Source organism: Streptomyces sp. NPDC088725 (assembly GCF_044751305.1).
GTDB lineage: Bacteria > Actinomycetota > Actinomycetes > Streptomycetales > Streptomycetaceae > Streptomyces.
This window is the reverse complement of record NZ_JBIVLO010000013.1, coordinates 119,493-136,024: the sequence shown is the minus strand read 5'-3', so window position 1 is coordinate 136,024 and position 16,532 is coordinate 119,493. Positions and strand designations below refer to the sequence as shown.

At 68.9% G+C, this 16,532-nt stretch carries 15 protein-coding genes; 11 read left to right on the top strand and 4 right to left on the bottom strand.

The window, feature by feature from the left end:
* Positions 1-136 precede the first annotated feature (136 nt).
* The gene (locus ACIP6N_RS27220) at positions 137-2,152 is read right to left on the bottom strand and encodes a HelD family protein (RefSeq protein WP_401819828.1); all 2,016 of its coding nucleotides are present in this window, start codon (positions 2,150-2,152) and stop codon (positions 137-139) included.
* Here ACIP6N_RS27220 and ACIP6N_RS27215 point away from each other — a divergent pair.
* Entirely contained in the window at positions 2,135-2,413 is a 279-nt protein-coding gene (locus ACIP6N_RS27215; protein WP_401819826.1) for a hypothetical protein, read from the top strand. The genes ACIP6N_RS27220 and ACIP6N_RS27215 overlap by 18 nt on opposite strands.
* A 145-nt stretch (positions 2,414-2,558) precedes the next feature.
* On the opposite strand, the gene ACIP6N_RS27210 is transcribed toward ACIP6N_RS27215, so the two are convergent.
* Together ACIP6N_RS27210 and ACIP6N_RS27205 are read right to left on the bottom strand one after the other, a co-directional pair.
* Positions 2,559-3,317, bottom strand: coding sequence for a GNAT family N-acetyltransferase (locus ACIP6N_RS27210; RefSeq protein WP_401819824.1), 759 nt, complete (start codon positions 3,315-3,317; stop codon positions 2,559-2,561).
* A gap of 143 nt (positions 3,318-3,460) precedes the next feature.
* Positions 3,461-3,730: a hypothetical protein gene (locus ACIP6N_RS27205; RefSeq protein ID WP_401819823.1), complete on the bottom strand. Its 270-nt coding sequence runs from the start codon at positions 3,728-3,730 to the stop codon at positions 3,461-3,463.
* Between the two features lie 579 nt (positions 3,731-4,309).
* Between ACIP6N_RS27205 and ACIP6N_RS27200 the strand changes: the two genes are divergently transcribed.
* The 4 genes from ACIP6N_RS27200 to ACIP6N_RS27185 all read left to right on the top strand — a co-directional run bounded on the left by ACIP6N_RS27200 (position 4,310) and on the right by ACIP6N_RS27185 (position 8,324).
* Complete coding sequence (locus ACIP6N_RS27200; protein ID WP_401819821.1) at positions 4,310-4,579, top strand: hypothetical protein; 270 nt, start codon at positions 4,310-4,312, stop codon at positions 4,577-4,579.
* Complete coding sequence (locus tag ACIP6N_RS27195; RefSeq protein WP_401819818.1) at positions 4,572-5,201, top strand: DUF6879 family protein; 630 nt, start codon at positions 4,572-4,574, stop codon at positions 5,199-5,201. Before ACIP6N_RS27200 ends, ACIP6N_RS27195 begins: the two co-directional genes overlap by 8 nt.
* 4 nt (positions 5,202-5,205) lie before the next feature.
* Entirely contained in the window at positions 5,206-7,620 is a 2,415-nt protein-coding gene (locus ACIP6N_RS27190) for an ATP-binding protein (RefSeq protein ID WP_401819817.1), read from the top strand.
* Between the two features lie 140 nt (positions 7,621-7,760).
* Positions 7,761-8,324, top strand: a complete 564-nt coding sequence (locus ACIP6N_RS27185) for a CAP family protein (RefSeq protein WP_401819816.1) — start codon at positions 7,761-7,763, stop codon at positions 8,322-8,324.
* Between the two features lie 181 nt (positions 8,325-8,505).
* Here ACIP6N_RS27185 and ACIP6N_RS27180 read toward each other — a convergent pair whose 3' ends face one another.
* Positions 8,506-9,897: a cation:dicarboxylate symporter family transporter gene (locus tag ACIP6N_RS27180; RefSeq protein ID WP_401819814.1), complete on the bottom strand. Its 1,392-nt coding sequence runs from the start codon at positions 9,895-9,897 to the stop codon at positions 8,506-8,508.
* A gap of 136 nt (positions 9,898-10,033) precedes the next feature.
* On the opposite strand from ACIP6N_RS27180, the gene ACIP6N_RS27175 reads away from it, so the two are divergent.
* From ACIP6N_RS27175 to ACIP6N_RS27150, 6 genes are all read left to right on the top strand, one after another.
* Positions 10,034-11,710, top strand: a complete 1,677-nt coding sequence (locus ACIP6N_RS27175; RefSeq protein WP_401819813.1) for an ATP-binding protein — start codon at positions 10,034-10,036, stop codon at positions 11,708-11,710.
* On the top strand, positions 11,707-12,447 hold the full coding sequence (locus ACIP6N_RS27170; protein ID WP_401819811.1) for a response regulator: 741 nt from the start codon (positions 11,707-11,709) through the stop codon (positions 12,445-12,447). The genes ACIP6N_RS27175 and ACIP6N_RS27170 overlap by 4 nt, the downstream gene beginning before the upstream one ends.
* Positions 12,448-12,567: 120 nt before the next feature.
* On the top strand, positions 12,568-13,920 hold the full coding sequence (locus ACIP6N_RS27165; protein ID WP_401819809.1) for an extracellular solute-binding protein: 1,353 nt from the start codon (positions 12,568-12,570) through the stop codon (positions 13,918-13,920).
* On the top strand, positions 13,917-14,843 hold the full coding sequence (locus tag ACIP6N_RS27160) for a carbohydrate ABC transporter permease (protein ID WP_401819806.1): 927 nt from the start codon (positions 13,917-13,919) through the stop codon (positions 14,841-14,843). The genes ACIP6N_RS27165 and ACIP6N_RS27160 overlap by 4 nt, the downstream gene beginning before the upstream one ends.
* Entirely contained in the window at positions 14,843-15,667 is an 825-nt protein-coding gene (locus ACIP6N_RS27155; protein ID WP_401819803.1) for a carbohydrate ABC transporter permease, read from the top strand. The genes ACIP6N_RS27160 and ACIP6N_RS27155 overlap by 1 nt, the downstream gene beginning before the upstream one ends.
* Before the next feature lie 155 nt (positions 15,668-15,822).
* Positions 15,823-16,410, top strand: coding sequence for a helix-turn-helix domain-containing protein (locus ACIP6N_RS27150; protein ID WP_401819908.1), 588 nt, complete (start codon positions 15,823-15,825; stop codon positions 16,408-16,410).
* The last annotated feature ends 122 nt before the right edge of the window (positions 16,411-16,532 follow it).

The window sequence follows — 16,532 nt, the reverse complement described above, 5'->3', positions numbered from 1 at the left end:
GATCGTGCGGGGAGGGTGGCGCCTGCGGATACGTACGTACTCCGCGGGCGCCACTCCGGCTTCTCCTGCCACCCGGTCCGGCGCGGGCCGGGCAGCCCCGTCCGGAGCCCCGGGACCGGGCCCGGACCTGGGCGCCCTACAGCGCCGCCGACGCGATCCGCGACGGAACCCCGGCGTCGCGGACGATCCCGAGCCGCTGGGTGGAGCGGGTCAGCGCCACATACAGATCGTTGGCGCCGCGGGGCGAGCCGTCCATGATGGCCTCCGGGTCCACCACGATCACGGTGTCGAACTCCAGCCCCTTCGCCTGCCGGGCCGTGATCAGGACCACCGAGCGGGTCAGGTCGGGCGTCACGGCCCAGGAGGCGTCGGGCAGTTCGGCCGCGAGGCCCGGCAACAGCGCAGGCGGCGCGATGACCGCGAGCCGACCGTCGCCTGCGTACTTCCCGGCCAACTCGGCTGCCGTGAGGGCGAGTTCGCCGGCCTTCACAGTCCGCACCTCGGGCCCCACACCGGTCGAGCGTACGGAACGCGGCGGCTCGAAGAGGGGGTCCGCCATCCGGCGCACGTCGGCCGCGACCTCCATGATCTCGGCGGGCGTGCGGTAGTTGACGCCGAGTCTCGCCAGCTCCCAGCGCTTGCCCACGTACGGGTCGAGGATCTGCTGCCAGGAGTCGCAGCCGGCCGCGTCCCCGGTCTGGGCCGGGTCGCCGACCAGTGTCATGGAACGGCTCGGGCAGCGGCGCATCAGCAGCCGCCAGGCCATGGCGGACAGCTCCTGCGCCTCGTCGACGACGATGTGCCCGAACGCCCAGGTACGGTCGGCCGCGGCACGCTCGGCCGCGCTCCGGCTGTCGGTCTCCTCGTGGCGTTCCGCGAACCGCTCGGCATCGATGATGTCGTGCGCGGCGAGCACCTCGGAGTCCTCCTCGTCCTTGTCCTCGAACTCCTGGGTACGGGATCCGTACGACAGCTCCAGCACGCCCTGCGCGTAGGCGATCCGTTCCTGCTTCTCGCGGGCGGCCGCGACGCGGGCCGCGCTGTCGTCCTCGCCGAGCAGTTCGGCGGCCTCGTCGAGCAGCGGCACGTCGGCCGGGGTCCACTCGACCGGCGCGTCCGCTCCGGTCCGCGCGCCGGGACGGCGTACGGCCACCGCGTCGCGCGCGTCGAGCCGCCGGGGATCCTCCAGGAAGTCGGCCACGAACTGCTGCGGGGTGAGCGTCGGCCACAGCGCGTCGATCGCCGTCTGCACCTCGGGGCTGGTGGCGATCTCCTTGCCGAGCTGGGCGATGTCGGCCGGGTCGAGGAGGTTCGGACCGCCGAGCGGGTCGGCGCCCAGGCGCTCGGTGAGCTGCCCGGTCAGGACATCGATGACGCGGAAGGCGAAATCGGGACGGGCGAGGTTGTGCGGCAGCCCGGTGTCGCGGGCGCGCTGCCTGGCCTCGCGGACCGCGGCCGGTTCCAGCAGCAGCGTGCCATGGTCCTCGGTCGGGATCTCGACGGCGGTCTCGGGCACGACCTGCCGGTCGCGCAGCTCGTCCGCGAGCACCCGCGCCATGTCGAGCCGGCCCTTGACCGCGGCCGCCTCCGGGGTGTCCGTACCCGTGGCCACCACACCGGGGAACAGCTCCCCCGTGGTCGCGAGCAGCACGCCGGTCTCGCCGAGCGAGGGCAGCACCTCGCCGATGTAGCCGAGGAAGGCGGGGTTGGGACCGACGATCAGCACGGCACGGCGGGCCAGCTGCTCGCGGTAGGCGTAGAGCAGGTACGCGGCCCGGTGCAGCGCGACAGCGGTCTTCCCGGTGCCGGGACCGCCCTCCACGACGAGCACACCGCGGTGCGGGGCGCGGATGATGCGGTCCTGCTCGGCCTGGATGGTCTGCACGATGTCGCTCATGCGCCCGGTACGGACGGAATTCAGCGCGGAGAGCAGCACGGCGTCGCCGTCCGGGTCCTCGTACCCGGTGCGGGTGGTGTCGCTGATGTCCATGATCTCGTCGTGCAGCGCGGTGACGTGGCGCTGCTGCGTGGTGATGTGCCGGCGCCGGCGCAGTCCCATGGTCGAAAAGCCCGTGGCGAGATAAAAGGGACGGGCTACGGGCGCCCGCCAGTCGATCAACAGCGGGGTGCGTTCTTGATCGTCACGCCGCATTCCAATACGGCCGATGTGATGCGTCGCACCATCGGAAAGGTCGATTCGCCCGAAACACAGCCCGGACTCCACGGCATTCAGCGCGGACATGCGCCCGGACTGCTCCGCGACGCTGATGTCCCGCTCAACCCGGGCCTGGCGACCGGTGTTGACCTGGCCGATCGACTGCGTCATGGCAGCCTCGGCCTGCTCCCTGAGGGTATCCAGACGCTCATAGAGGTGGGAGATGAATTGCTGTTCGTTCTGCAATTCCTCGCTTGACAATTCTACCCCTGTCCGATACGCTGTTTGGAGTGGCGCACCCTGAATCTTGATTTTCATCAAGGCGCGGAAACAACCAATATACGCAGAGAAACACCCCGACCGTCAATTCGGTTCGGGGTATTTTTGTGCGCGCTCTTGATCGCTAATCGCCGGGGCCGGCTCCGTCGGCACGGTAGAGCATGACCTGCCGCTCGATTTCGGTGAATCCGAGGCCGCGATAGACGCGGATCGCGTGGTATTCGGGGTCGGCGACGATGACGAGCGGCCGGGCGCGGCGTTCGCGCAGCCCCCACTGGCCGGCGCGGTGCACGACCGACGCGGCGAGGCCACGCCTGCGGAAGCCGGGATGGGTCTCGACGTTCTGGAAACGCACCGGTCCCCCGGCGTGGCCGAACAGTCCCGCTCCCGCGCGCATCCGGCCCCCGAGGAACGCCCCGAACCACGCGCCGTGGCCCGCTTCCGTGAGCATGCGGTACTCGGCGGTCTTCTTCTCCATGAACGCCATGTACCCGTCCGAGGGCGCGGAGTCCTCGCAGGCGATACGCAGCGCGAGGGCCTGCGCCCAGTCGTTGTCCGTGGCCAGCGGGCGGATGTCGGCGGCGGGATTCGGCCTGGCGGGGGGATTCAGCCGCGTCGCCGTGAGGACCGCGTACACCTCCGCCGCAACGCCGAGCCGCGCGCGGGCGGAACTGTCGCCCGGGGCACCGTCGGTGCCGTCCACACCCAGCGCCAGATACTCCGCACCGGGAAACTCCCGGGCGAATACGGCAGCCCAACGCTCCGCGTCACCGGGTGCGGGTGGTGCGCCGAACAGCGCGAAATTACCCCAGTGATAACCGGGATTGGCCGGAGTCCGGACCACCAGATGTGAGGCACGGTCGTCAAGGACGGCCCCGGCCATCTTCCGTAACATCAAATCGGTGCGAAATCCCAGCGAGTTCACCCTCATTCGGCCGATGATACGGCCGCTCCCTCACTCACTCGCCCGCTTTGTTCGACCGCGCCAAGCCCGGGCCACGCCCCGGACCAAGACCCCGCCACGCACTACGCGCGCCGCGTGCCGTCCGCGGGCTCGGGTGCGGAAGCCGGCGCCGGAACGCGGCCCGTCGACTGGCTCTCCTGAGATGTGGACGCGACCGCGGTCTGCGGTTCGTCCTCAAGATCCAGATAGTCCAGAGTGGATGCGCCATGGAACAGCATGGGGTTCTCCCGTTGTTCGAGTGGAGCGGCCTTCAGACCGGTCAGGGATTCGGATGCCCCGTCCCGGGCACTTTGCACCTGCCACTTACTAATGGGGCGCTCGTCACGTTCCACGCCACCTTCCACCTGCCGTCATCGAACCGCAGATCGACGGAGCGCCTGTCGGTGTTCCCTTCGCTCGCAAGGCTGTTGACCGGTACGGGCCCCGCCACCGGCTCACGCCCGACACGATCCGGCTCGTCGCCCTCGCCTCCGGGTGGTAAATCGTCGCGCCCCGCTTTCCAGTTGCCACCACCGAACCGCAAACCGGCGACACACCGCGTACCGTCCCCGCCACACGTCGGTCCCGCCACGGCACGGGAGCCGCGACAACAGCGACGGCGAGGCCGGCGCCGACACAGCGACGAGCCCGGCCGGTGGGGAGCGCGTCGACGACGTTACGCGGCAGCCGCATGGCGATGGGTCCTTCCGTCAGGGCGCGACACCCGCCCGGTCGCAGAGAACCTGCGCCACCGGCTCACTCTCCAACCGGAATCATCCGCACATTCACCACATTGAGGTACCAACCCTTCCCTCAACCATGAATGCCATCTCGAAGCCGTACCGGCCATCCACAGCGCGTTGCGCAGAGTAACCAACGCGCCTACAATCCGTGCCAGTTGCGCACTTCAACCACGTCGAGTGGAGACAGCCATGGCGCGCGCCTGGGAAGCAGATCCGTCCGCGTTATTCGAGCGACGGCTCGGAAAGCCGGCGGAACAACTGGGCAATTCCGACGGTCGCGACGACTGCCCGGACATATGGCAACTCGACAACGGCGACATCGCGGTCATCGGCCAGGACCTTACGGCCGCATACGAAGCCCACCTGCCCGAGGGAGTATCGCTCGCGCCGGACGAACGGCTCGTCGTCATCCCGGGGAACATGCTCAGCGCCGCCAAAGCGGACATCGCGGATGCCTGACCACTGCCCCCCGGCCCTCGTACCCGAACAGGGCGAGCGACTTGTCCGGGCGGACTACAAGCGCGATTTCCGCCGGCGCGAAGCGGCGGTGCGTAATGGCGACTCCTGGAAGCTGGAGCGGCTGCAGCACTTCGAGGAGCACGGGAGCGCCAGCCGGGACGCGCTCCGCCGAGGCGAATGGGAGGAAGCACTGCGTCTGATGGAAGAGAGGCACGGCGCCCTGCTCGCGGAGGCTGAGGAAGATCGGCGTCACGGCCATGTCTTTCATCGTGTGCGGGTGGTCGAGCAACCGCTGACGCCGTATCTGCAATGGGAGCTGCACTCACTGCGTCAGCAGGCGCAGTACGGGCAGCGCATCCGCGTCGTCAGCGCGAACACATTGGCGAGGACGGAGAGAGCCGGCCTGCTGCCGGAGTTGGTGGTAGTCGGCGGACAGACTCTTTATCACGTCCTCTATACCGAAGCAGGAGCTTCTGAAGGGGCGATTCGCTACACCGATCCCGACCTCGTCGGGCGCTGGGAACGCTACATCAAAGCGCTCTACCGGGCCGGTGAAGAAATGCACACCTATTTCGACCGCGAGGTATCGCACCTGCCCGCGCCCAAAACACCGCGAGAGTAGGCACATGCGGGAAACCAGCGAAAACGATGGCGGTACGACACACAACGAGCTGTCGGGGACGGCCTCGTCACGGGACATCGTGCAAGCCGGCCAGGTCCATGGCGGAATCCACTTCCACGAGCAGCCCGTGAAGGACCCGGGCGAGCTTCCAGGGCCGACCCCGAGGCAGTTACCTTCGGACGTACACGGATTCGTCAATCGCAGCCACGAACTCGACCAGCTGAACGCGGTCGTGGCCGGTGAGGACGGCGCTCCTCTCGTCATATCCGTGTGTGTCATCGCGGGCACTGCCGGCGCGGGCAAGACGTCGCTGGCCCTGCGGTGGGCGCATCAGGTCCGCGACCTGTTCCCCGGCGGGCAGTTGTACGTGAATCTGCGGGGCTACGACCCAGGAGAACCGGTCAGCGCACAGGAGGCCCTGCGCCGTTTCCTTCTCGCTCTCGGTGTACGGACCGATTCCGTACCCCAGGACCTCGACTCGGCTGCCGCGCTGTACCGCTCGCTGTTGGCGGACCGTCGCGTCCTGATCGTGTTGGACAACGCGGCCGCAGTGAGTCAGGTCCGGCCGCTCCTGCCCGGCAGTTCGGACTGCCTGGCCATCGTCACCAGCCGCAGCCGGCTGTCCGGCCTCGCTGTGCGCGACGGAGCGCGACGGCTGACCCTGGGCACTCTGCCCCGGCCCGAGGCCGTGGCCCTGCTGCGCGCAGTCACCGCCGGGTACCGTCCGGAGGACGACCTGGACAAGCTCACCGAACTCGCCGAGTTGTGCGCCCGGCTCCCGCTGGCCCTGCGCATCGCCGCTGAACGCGCCGCCAGCCACCCCTATATGCGGTTGGCCGACCTCATCGCCGATCTCCGCGACGAATCAGCGCTCTGGGACGCCTTGAGTACGGGAGACGACGACGAGGCCGAAGCCGTCCGCACTGTGTTCGCCTGGTCCTACCGTGCTCTGCCTGAGGATGCCGCCCGGCTCTTCCGTCTCCTCGGTCTGCATCCGGGCCCGGAGTTCAGTCTCCACGCCGCCGAGGCCCTGGCCGGGCTCCCTTCCAACAGAACCCGGCAGCTCCTGGACAGCCTCGTCGGCGCCCACCTGTTGGAACAGACCGCCCCCGACCGCTACCAGTTCCATGATCTCCTGCGCGCCTACGCCACCTCTCAAGCACGGCAGGAGGAACCGCCCGATCAGCGTGCCGCCGCGCTGCGCCGCGTCCTCGACTGGTACCTGCACACCGCGGACGAGGCCCGGACCCGGCTCAGCCCCGCCCTCCCCCGCATAGCCCTCCCTCGGCCGTACGAGGGCGTGCGACCGCTTGTTCTGCCCGACTACGACGCCGCCCTGGACTGGTCGGAGCGCGAACACACCAACCTCCTCCAGTCGATTCGCGTCGCCGCGACCGCGGAACAGGATCAAGCTGCCTGGCAGCTGGCCGCCATTTTCTTCGGTGCGCGCTCCTCCTCAGTCCCCGTCACGGACTGCCTGACGGCGGGTGAGGTCGCTCTCGCGGCAGCCCGGCGACAGGGCGATCTCGTGGCGCAGGGGCTGTTGCTCACGGAACTCGGCATGGATCACTCCCGGATCAACCAGCACGCCGACAGCCTGGATTATCACCAGCGCGCGCTGACGATCCGGCGGGACGCGGGTGACCGATTCGGTGAGGCTGACTCGCTCAATCTGATCGGACTCGCCCACCTCAGCCGAAGGCAACTTGGGCCAGCCGCAGACCACTTCGAACAAGCCATCGCCGGCTTCCAAGAGCTGGGCTCCGCCCACTGGGCGGCGACCGCACTGTCCAACCTTGCGACCACTCACTACAACGCCGGGCGTTTGGCTGAGGCGTCAGCCGTCGCACATGAGGCGCTGGCAGCCCACCGAGCCCTCGACAACCAGCGGGGAGAGGGAAACCTGCTGCGAGTGCTCAGCGGCATCGAACGGGAGCGCGGAGAGCCCAGGAGGGCGCTGCGATCGGCCCGCCACGCCGTGGACATCGCCCTCACACTGCGCAACCACGCACTGGAGGGCTACTGGCTCCTCGCTCTGGGAGACGCCCAACAGGCGAACGGCGAACTGGACGAGGCGCTGGCCTCCTACCACCGCTCCGCCACTCTCCACCGGCGCCTCCGTAACCGCAGCCGCGAAGCGCTGGCCTGGAACGGCACAGGTAAGGCCTACCGCCGCCTCGACCGCCACGTGGAAGCGGCTCATTTCCACTGGCGAGCCGCCGCGACACACCACGAGCTCGGCGATGCCTGGAACGAAGCCCTGTCCCTCAGCGCACTGGCCGCCGCGCTGGCCACCGACGCCCCGGAAACAGCCACACGCCACTGGACCGAAGCCCGGGACCTCATCGCCCACTTCGACGATCCCCGGGCGGCCTCGACACGCCGTCTCATCGAACAACGACTCGCTGCGGCCGGCTGAGCAGTGCCGTTGGAAACGGTCGTGGTATTCGAGGTTCGCACAATTGGTCAGTGGATTATGGGACATTGAATGAAGCTGGGGTATTTCCGGGGCAACCCGGGTAGCTCGCCATGCGTAACCGAGCCGAAGGTGCGATGGTGTTGAAGCTGAAGAAGATCGGTGTCCTGCTGGCTGTGGCAACGTTGGTCGGGGTGACGGGTGTTCCCGCGCAGGCCCGTGAGCCCTTACGGGATTCGACCGACCGGGCGTTCCTGCGGGAGATTCTGCGGTCGGTCAACAGCTACCGGGCCAGACATGGTGTGCCGCCCGTGAAGCTGGACACGAAGGTCACCCGGTATGCCAAGTCCCGGGCGGCAACGGTCTCCTCGCGGGAGCAGCTGCGGGAGGCGCACAGGGGGCTGGATCATAAATACGGCGAGAATCTGTTCTGGCACGGTTCGACCGAACCGAACAAGGTCGCCGCGTCCGCTGCCGTCAGGGCGTGGTACGAGGAATCTTCGAAGTACGACTTCGACTCAGGTCAATTCAGCGAGGAAACAGGCCACTTCACGCAGCTCGTATGGAAGGGCACGAAGAGAATCGGCGCCGCTCGTGCTGACGGCAAAGGCGATGACGAGATGCACGAGAGCTACATCGTCGTGAACTTCAGCCCACCGGGAAACATGACGGGGGCGTTCAAGGAGAACGTACTCCCGGCCACATAACCGCGGGAACGAACTCCCGGGCCACGCAAGCGTCACGCAGCTACCGCGTGGCCGCCGCGCAGTGGACGCGCGTCGTCGCACAGCCACCGCACAGCCCCGCCGCGGCAACAAAGACCGGCCCGTACGGGTGTGGTCACCGTACGGGCCGGTCTTCCTCAAGGCCGGGGTTCGGGGAGGGAGGTCAGACCCCGGCCTGGGTCTTTTCGCCTGCTTGCGCGCCCGGGGCGTCCTGCTCCCGCGACCGGTCCGCGTCGGCTTCGGCGTCCTCCGGGGAGCCGCCGTGGCCGTCGTCCAGCAAGGTCTTCTCGTCGAAGGGGAGTTGACCGGCGAGCACTTGGTTCACGCGCTCTTTGTCGATCTCCTTCGTCCAGGTGCCGACCAGCATCGTCGCCACCGCGTTGCCCGCGAAGTTCGTCAGGGCGCGCGCCTCGCTCATGAAGCGGTCGATGCCGACGATGAGGCCCACGCCGTCGACCAGTTCGGGGCGGTGCGACTGGAGGCCGCCGGCCAGGGTCGCGAGTCCCGCTCCGGTGACGCCCGCCGCGCCCTTCGAGGCGATGATCATGAAGACGAGCAGGGAGATCTGCTCGCCCAGCGCGAGCGGCTGGTCCATGCCGTCGGCGATGAACAGCGACGCCATTGTCAGGTAGATGGCGGTGCCGTCGAGGTTGAAGGAGTAGCCGGTCGGTACGACGATGCCGACAACCGGCCTGCTCACGCCGAGGTGTTCCATCTTCGCGATCAGGCGCGGCAGCGCCGACTCCGACGACGATGTCGAGAGGATCAGCAGGAACTCCCGCGCCAGGTACTTCAGCAGCAGGAAGAGATTCACACCGGTGAACAGCCGCAGCAGCGTGCCGAGGACGATGAAGACGAAGAGCGCACACGTGACATAGAAGCCGATCATGATGACCGCGAGCGACTTCAGGGCGTCGAGGCCCGTCTCGCCGACGACCGCCGCCATCGCGCCGAACGCGCCGATCGGCGCGGCCCACATGATCATGGCGAGAATACGGAAGACCAGCCGCTGGATGTGTCCGATGCCCCGCAGCACCGGCTCACCCGCTTTGCCCATCGCCTGGAGCGCGAAGCCCGCGAGGAGCGCGATCAGCAGGGTCTGGAGCACCGAGCCCTCGGTGAAGGCGGAGACCATCGTCTTCGGGATGATGCCGAGCAGGAAGTCCGTCGTGGAGGAGGAGGCGCCCTCCGCCTGGGCCGCTCCCACGCCCTTCGTGGACTCGGTCAGGTGAAGCCCGTCGCCGGGGTGCAGGATGTTGCCGACGACCAGACCGATCGCGAGCGCCACCGTCGACATCACGAGGAAGTAGCCGAGGGCGAGCCCGCCGACCGCGCCGACCTTCGCCGCTTTTCGGACAGAGCCCACGCCCAGCACGATCGTGCAGAAGATGATCGGGGAGATCATCATCGTGATCAGACTGACGAAGCCGGTCCCGATCGGCTTCAGCTCGACGGCCACACCCGGGGCGGCGAAGCCCACCAGGATGCCGAGCGCGACGGCTATGACCACCGCTATGTACAGAAAGTGGGTACGGTCCCGCCTTGCTGCGGCCACGGGTCCTCCTTGACTCGTCACTGCATGTGCCCCCGTCCCTGTCCCGGGGGGTCCCGGCGACTATCCACCACCGTGTGACGCCGGTCACCCTTACGTGCATTTCGTTCATACGAATCCGGCCAGGCAGACTGGGCCCATGTACCTGCCCCGCCGCCCCCGCAGCCTCGCCGGCCAGCTCTTCGCGATGCAGGCCGTGCTGGTCGCGGTCGTGGTGGCGGGGTGCGCGGTCTTCGCCTATCTCAGTGACCGCGGTCAGGCGGACGAGACCGCGGCCAGGCAGGTTCAGGCCGCGGGCCGCGCCGTGGCCGACGCGCCTTCGGTGCGGGAGGCGATCCGTACCCCTGATCCGAGCGCGCTACTCCAGCCGTACGCGGAGCGTGTACGCGCGGACACCGGCGTCGACTTCGTCACGATCATGAGCACGGGCGCGATCCGCTGGACTCATCCGGACCCCCGGCAGATCGGGATGCCGTTCCTCGGCCGTACGGCGCCCGCGCTGCGCGGGCGGACGTTCACCGAGACGTACACCGGCACGCTCGGCCCGTCCATCCGGGTGGTCACCCCGGTCAGGGACGGCGAGCGCATCACCGGTCTGGTGAGCGTCGGCATCACCGTGGACCGGGTCTCCACCCAACTGAGCCACCAGGTGAAGCTGTTGCTCCTCGCGGCAGGAGCCGCGCTGTTGCTCGGCGGGCTCGGTACGTACGTGATCAACGCGCGGCTGCGCCGGCACACGCACGGGATGAACGCCGACGAGCTGAGCCGGATGCACGACTATCACCAGGCCGCGCTGCATGCCGTGAGCGAAGGGCTGCTGATGCTCGACGGCGCCCGCAGGATCGCGCTGATCAACGACGGCGGGCGGGAGTTGCTGGGGCTCGACGACACCGCGGTGGGCCGGTCCGTCGCCGGCCTCGGCCTGCCGGCGCCGCTCACGGGCACACTGCTCGCCTCGGAGCCACGGGTGGACGAGGTCCATATGACGGCCGACCGGATCGTGGTCGTCAACACCCGGCCCGTGGTGGGCGGCGAACAGCGCGGCACGGTCATCACCCTGCGCGATCACACCGAACTTCAGGCGCTGTCGGGCGAGTTGGATTCCGAGCGCGGCTTCACGCAGGCGCTGCGCTCCCAGGCGCACGAGGCGGCCAACCGGCTGCACACGGTGGTCTCGCTGATCGAACTGGGCCGGGTGGAGCAGGCCGTGGATTTCGCGACGGCCGAACTGGAGCTGTCCCAGGCGCTCACGGACCAGGTGGTCGGCGCCGTCGGAGAGCCCGTGCTCGCCGCGCTGCTGCTGGGCAAGGCGGCCCAGGCCAATGAGCGGGGTGTGGAGTTGGTGCTCGCCGAGGACAGCCGGATCGACGACGGCGTCCTTCCGGCGACCCTTCCGTCGCGCGATCTGGTGACCATCCTGGGCAACCTGATCGACAACGCCATGGACGCGGCGCAGAGCGGTGACGACGCTCGGGGCGAGATGTGCGACAGCCCGCGCGTGACCGTGACCGCGCTGGTGGAGGGCGGTCAACTGCTGCTGGGCGTCAGGGATACCGGCGACGGGGTGGACCCCGGGGACATGGACTCGGTGTTCCGGCGCGGCTGGTCGACGCGGGGGCCGGGACGCGGGCTCGGCCTCGCGCTCGTACAGCAGGCCGTGCACCGGGCGCGCGGGACCGTGGACCTCAGCCAAGGCCCCGAGGGAGGTGCGGAGTTCACCGTACGGCTGCCGCTCGGAGCGCGCGAGGTGGCCGTCGCGACGCCGGGCACGGAGCCGCGTACGAAGGCGACTTCACGTACGGGGGCGTCCTCATGAGCGGAGCGAACGGCGGGGACTTCCGGACCGGCGCCGACGGCGGGGACACCCCGAGAGGCCGGGCCATCCGTGTCCTCGTCGTGGAGGACGATCCGGTCGCGGCCGACGCGCACCAGCTGTACGTGGGCCGGGTACCCGGCTTCACCGTCGCGGGCGTCGCCCACTCCCGCGCCGAGGCGGGCCGGCTGCTCGAACGCACCGCCATAGACCTCATCCTGCTCGACCTCTACCTCCCCGACGGGCACGGACTCCAGCTCCTGCGCGGCCTGCGCGCCGCCGGGCACCAGGCGGACGTCATCGCGGTCACCTCGGCGCGCGATCTCGCGCTGGTGCGGGAAGGCGTGTCCCTCGGCGTCGTCCAGTACGTCCTGAAGCCCTTCACCTTCGCCACGCTCCGCGACCGGCTCGTACGGTACGCGGAGTTCCGTGCGGCGGCGGGCGAGGCGAGCGGCCAGGACGAGGTCGACCGCGCGCTCGGGGCGCTCCGTACCCCCCAACCCGCCTCCCTGCCTAAGGGGTTGAGTGCTCCGACGCTGGAGACGGTGACCCGTGCGCTGCGGGACGCCGCCACCGGCCTCACGGCGGCGGAGACAGGCGTGCGGGTCGGGATCTCGCGGATCACGGCGCGCCGCTATCTGGAACATCTGGTGACGCACGGCTGGGCCGACCGCAGCCCGCAGTACGGCCAGATCGGACGGCCGGAGTTGCAGTACCGCTGGGTCAGCGCACCGCACTGAGCGGAGCGTTGTCCGCAGTGGTGACCAACGCGCGCCCCCTGCAAGGGGATTGACCTTGGTATCGGGGCAGTCCTACGGTCACCGGGCAGCCACCGCTGCGGATCGCAGGAGGTCGAGCCCGTGCGCCCCACCGTTCCACTGATTCTCGTCGCCGCCCTTGCCGCCGCGTCGCTCAGCGCCTGCGGCAGTGGTTCCGGAAACGATCCGGACACCGTCAAGATCGCGTACAACCGCTCGACCGACAACAAGAACCGTTTCAAGGACACCTATCTGGAGTCCGTGAAGAAGCAGTTCGAGAAGAGCCACCCGGGCAAGAAGGTCCAGCTCATCCCGATCCAGGCGCCCGACAACGACTACGCCACCAAGGCGCAGCAGATGATGCGCTCCCCCAAGACCGCGCCCGATCTGGTCTACGAGGACACCTTCCGGATCAGCTCCGACATCAAGGCCGGGTATCTGCGGCCGCTGGACGGTTACTTGGCGAAGTGGTCCGACTGGGACCAGTTCGTCGACACGGCGAAGGACGCGGCCAAAGCGGAAGACGGCAAGACGTACGGCATCCCCGACGGGACCGATACGCGCGGCCTCTGGTTCAACAAGAAGATCTTCGCCAAGGCAGGCCTGCCCGCCGACTGGCAGCCCAAGAACTGGGCCGAGGTCCTGGACGCGGCACGCACCGTCAAGGAGAAGGTGCCGGGCGTCATTCCGCTGAATGTCTACACCGGCAAGGGGCCGGGCGAGGCCGCGGTGATGCAGGGCTTCGAGATGCTGCTCTACGGCACCGGCGCCGACCCGCTCTACGACCCCGCGACGAAGAAGTGGGTCCCGGCGGGCAAGGGTTTCCAGGACGCGCTGCGCTTCGTACAGACGGTGTACGGGGAGAAGCTCGGGCCCGATGTCTCGGACGCGCTCGATCCCAACGTCGGCACGACGGTGGCCGGAGAGTGGTTCCCCGAAGGGAAGCTGGCGATCTCGCTCGACGGATCGTGGCTGGGACAGCACTGGCTCACCGGCGGGGGCAGCGAATGGCCCGAGTGGTCAACGGACTTGGCGCAGACAGCCATGCCGACGCAGAACGGGCAGGCGCCCGGCAAGGTGTCGATGTCCGGCGGCTGGACGTGGGCTATCCCTGAGAAGTCCCCCAAGGCCGATCTGGCCTGGGAGTTCCTCAAGACGGCGCAGTCGAAGGAGAACGCCGTCAAGTGGGACGTCGTGGACGCGCAGATCGCCGTACGCAAGGACGTGGCAGCCGACCCCAAGTACCTGAACTCCATGCCGGGCATCAAATTCTTCACCGGCCTCGTCGAGTTCAGCCACTACCGCCCCGCGCTGCCCGTCTATCCGCAGGTCTCGTCGGCGATCGGCGAGGCGCTGGAGACGGTCACCACGGGTGACGGTTCACCGGCGGAGGCGGCCAAGGACTACAACGACGGGCTGAAGTCCATCGTCGACGGCGCCGCCGCCGGCGAATGAGCGCCGTGAGCGCGGCGGGTGGGGCGGGCGCCCGGCCCGCCCCGGCCGCCGGTCCCGCGTCCCGGCGGACGGGGCGGCTCTGGCGCTGGATGCCGCTCGCCCCCGCCACCCTCCTCCTGCTGCTCTTCCTGGCGGGGCCCATCCTGTACTGCGTCTGGATCGCCTTCACCAACACGCAGCTGACCGGCTCCTCTTCGTCGGAATTCGTCGGGCTGGACAACTTCCGGCGGGCCTTCTCCGACAAGAACTTCCGCAACGCCGTGTGGCTGACGCTCGTCTTCACGTTCATCTCGTCGGTCCTCGGGCAGAACACGCTCGGGCTCGCGCTGGCCGGGCTGATGCGGACGGCGTCCCGGCCGGTCCGCAGCCTCACCGGCGCGTTGGTGATCGCCGCCTGGGTGCTTCCCGAGATCGTCGCGGCCTTCCTGCTGTACGCCTTCTTCCGCCGCGAGGGAACGCTGAACGCGGTGCTCGACTGGCTGCATCTGCCGTCCCAGAACTGGCTGTTCACGCTGCCGATCCTCGCGGTCTCGTTCGCCAACGTCTGGCGCGGGACCGCCTTCTCCATGCTGATCTACTCGGCCGCGCTCTCCGAGATCCCCTTGGAGATCATCGAGGCGGCCGAGGTCGACGGGGCCAACGGGGTGCGCAGGCTCTGGTACGTCACGCTGCCGATGATCCGCCGTTCCATCGGCACCAACCTGATGCTGAACACCCTCTCGACGCTCTCCGTCTTCGGGCTGATCTGGGCGATGACGCGCGGCGGGCCCGGCAACCGCAGCGAGACCCTGCCGGTGTTCATGTACGACCAGGCGTTCCTGAAGAGCCTGATGGGCTACGGCACCGCGGTCGCCCTGCTGCTGCTGGTCGTCGGCGCGCTCTTCTCGGTCCTCTACCTGCGGCTGATGAAGGTGGACGTCTGATGAGGCGCCGCACCCGCGCCCGACTCGCCTCGGACGTGGCCCTGTTGGTGACCGCCGCCGCGTTCGCGCTCCCGCTCCTCTGGCTGGTGCTGGCGTCCGTGGATTCCGACGCCGACCTCCGCGTACGCGTGCCCTCGTCCCTCACGACGGACAACTTCAGCGCTGTTCTCACCGACGAGATCACCTTCACACCGATGCTCAACAGCCTTCTGCTGTGCGGCAGTGCGACGATCCTGACGGTGGTGTGCGCGGCGCTGGCCGCGTATCCGCTCTCCCGCTACAAGTCGCGCTTCAACCGCCCGTACCTGCTGACGATCCTCTTCACCACCTGTCTGCCGATCACCGCGATCATGGTCCCGGTGTACGGGCTGTTCGTCCAGGTCAACCTGATCAACACGGTGTACGGCACGTCCCTGTTTCTCGCCACGTCCCAACTTCCGTTCTCCATCTGGCTGATGAAGAACTTCATGGACAGCGTGCCCACCGTCCTGGAAGAGGCGGCCCGGACGGACGGCGCCTCCGGCTTCCAGACGCTGACGCGCGTGGTGCTGCCGCTGATGGGGCCCGGCATGACCGTGGTGACGATCTACACCTTCATCATGCTCTGGGGGAACTTCTTCGTCCCCTTCATGCTGCTCCTGACGCCGGAGCAACTGCCCGCCTCCGTATCGATCTTCACCTTCTTCGGCAACTACGGCTCGGTGATCTACGGGCAGCTCGCGGCGTTCTCGATCCTCTACTCGGCGCCGGTACTGGTCCTCTACCTCCTGATCTCACGGCGTCTCGGCGGCGGATTCGCACTGAGCGGCGGCGTCAAGGGGTAATCCGGCCTTTCTTGACGTTCGTGCGACCGAACGCACCATAGGCACGGCGGCCCGCCGGGTTCTACCGTGGCCGCGTGTCCCCGCAGCCCAGCACGTCCTCCCCCACGCCACTTTTCGACGCCCCCGCCGCGCGCCGGCTGCGCGAGGCCCTGGGAATGGCCCCCGGCCATGTCGCCTACGGCCTCCAAGCGCAGTACGGCCTCGCCGTCACCGTGGACACGGTGGCGTCCTGGGAACACGGGCTGAGCGCCCCCAGCGCCCGCGAGGTGAACGCGCTCGCCGGCGTGCTGTGGTGCTCGGTGGGCGAACTGCTGGCCCAGGCCAGCACCCTGCGCGAACACCGCCTGGCGCGCGGGATGGCGCCGGACGAACTGGCGCGGCGCCTGGGCATGGACCCGGCCTCGTACGTCCGCATGGAGGAGTCGGGGCAGTGGCGGGGCAGCGAACGGCAGACCGAGGCGCTGGCGACGGCGCTGGTGCTGACACCGCGCGAACTGCTGACGGCGACCGGCCGGAACGAGGAACTGGCGGGGGTGCTGCGGGAGGCCGCGACCGGTCGGTGGCAGCCGCATGTGCGGGCCGTCGCGAAGATGCTGCCGTTGCCCCGGCACCATCTGGAGGACGTGCTCGAGCAGTTGAACGCGGATTACCGGGCGGGTTCGGGGATGGGCGCGGGGCCGGCTGACGCGGCGGACGTTCTGGCGGGGGTCACCGAGCGCTTCTGGGAGCTGGTGCGGGGGTAGCGGCCGGCTTGGCGCGGCGCGGTGTGCGCGGTGCGGTGTGCGCGGTGCGGTGTGCGCGGCGCGGTGTGCGCGGCGCGGTGTGCGCGGTGCGGTGTGCGCGGTGCGGTGTGCGCGGCGCGTGG

Excerpts from the sequence above, each read along its gene's own strand:
- ACIP6N_RS27190 (WP_401819817.1), top strand. The coding sequence starts at position 5,206 with ATGCGGGAAACCAGCGAAAACGATGGCGGTACGACACACAACGAGCTG.
- ACIP6N_RS27210 (WP_401819824.1), bottom strand. The coding sequence starts at position 3,317 with ATGGCCGGGGCCGTCCTTGACGACCGTGCCTCACATCTGGTGGTCCGG.
- ACIP6N_RS27175 (WP_401819813.1), top strand. The coding sequence starts at position 10,034 with ATGTACCTGCCCCGCCGCCCCCGCAGCCTCGCCGGCCAGCTCTTCGCG.
- ACIP6N_RS27220 (WP_401819828.1), bottom strand. The coding sequence starts at position 2,152 with ATGCGGCGTGACGATCAAGAACGCACCCCGCTGTTGATCGACTGGCGG.
- ACIP6N_RS27200 (WP_401819821.1), top strand. The coding sequence starts at position 4,310 with ATGGCGCGCGCCTGGGAAGCAGATCCGTCCGCGTTATTCGAGCGACGG.
- ACIP6N_RS27150 (WP_401819908.1), top strand. The coding sequence starts at position 15,823 with ATGGCCCCCGGCCATGTCGCCTACGGCCTCCAAGCGCAGTACGGCCTC.
- ACIP6N_RS27195 (WP_401819818.1), top strand. The coding sequence starts at position 4,572 with ATGCCTGACCACTGCCCCCCGGCCCTCGTACCCGAACAGGGCGAGCGA.
- ACIP6N_RS27155 (WP_401819803.1), top strand. The coding sequence starts at position 14,843 with ATGAGGCGCCGCACCCGCGCCCGACTCGCCTCGGACGTGGCCCTGTTG.
- ACIP6N_RS27160 (WP_401819806.1), top strand. The coding sequence starts at position 13,917 with ATGAGCGCCGTGAGCGCGGCGGGTGGGGCGGGCGCCCGGCCCGCCCCG.
- ACIP6N_RS27170 (WP_401819811.1), top strand. The coding sequence starts at position 11,707 with ATGAGCGGAGCGAACGGCGGGGACTTCCGGACCGGCGCCGACGGCGGG.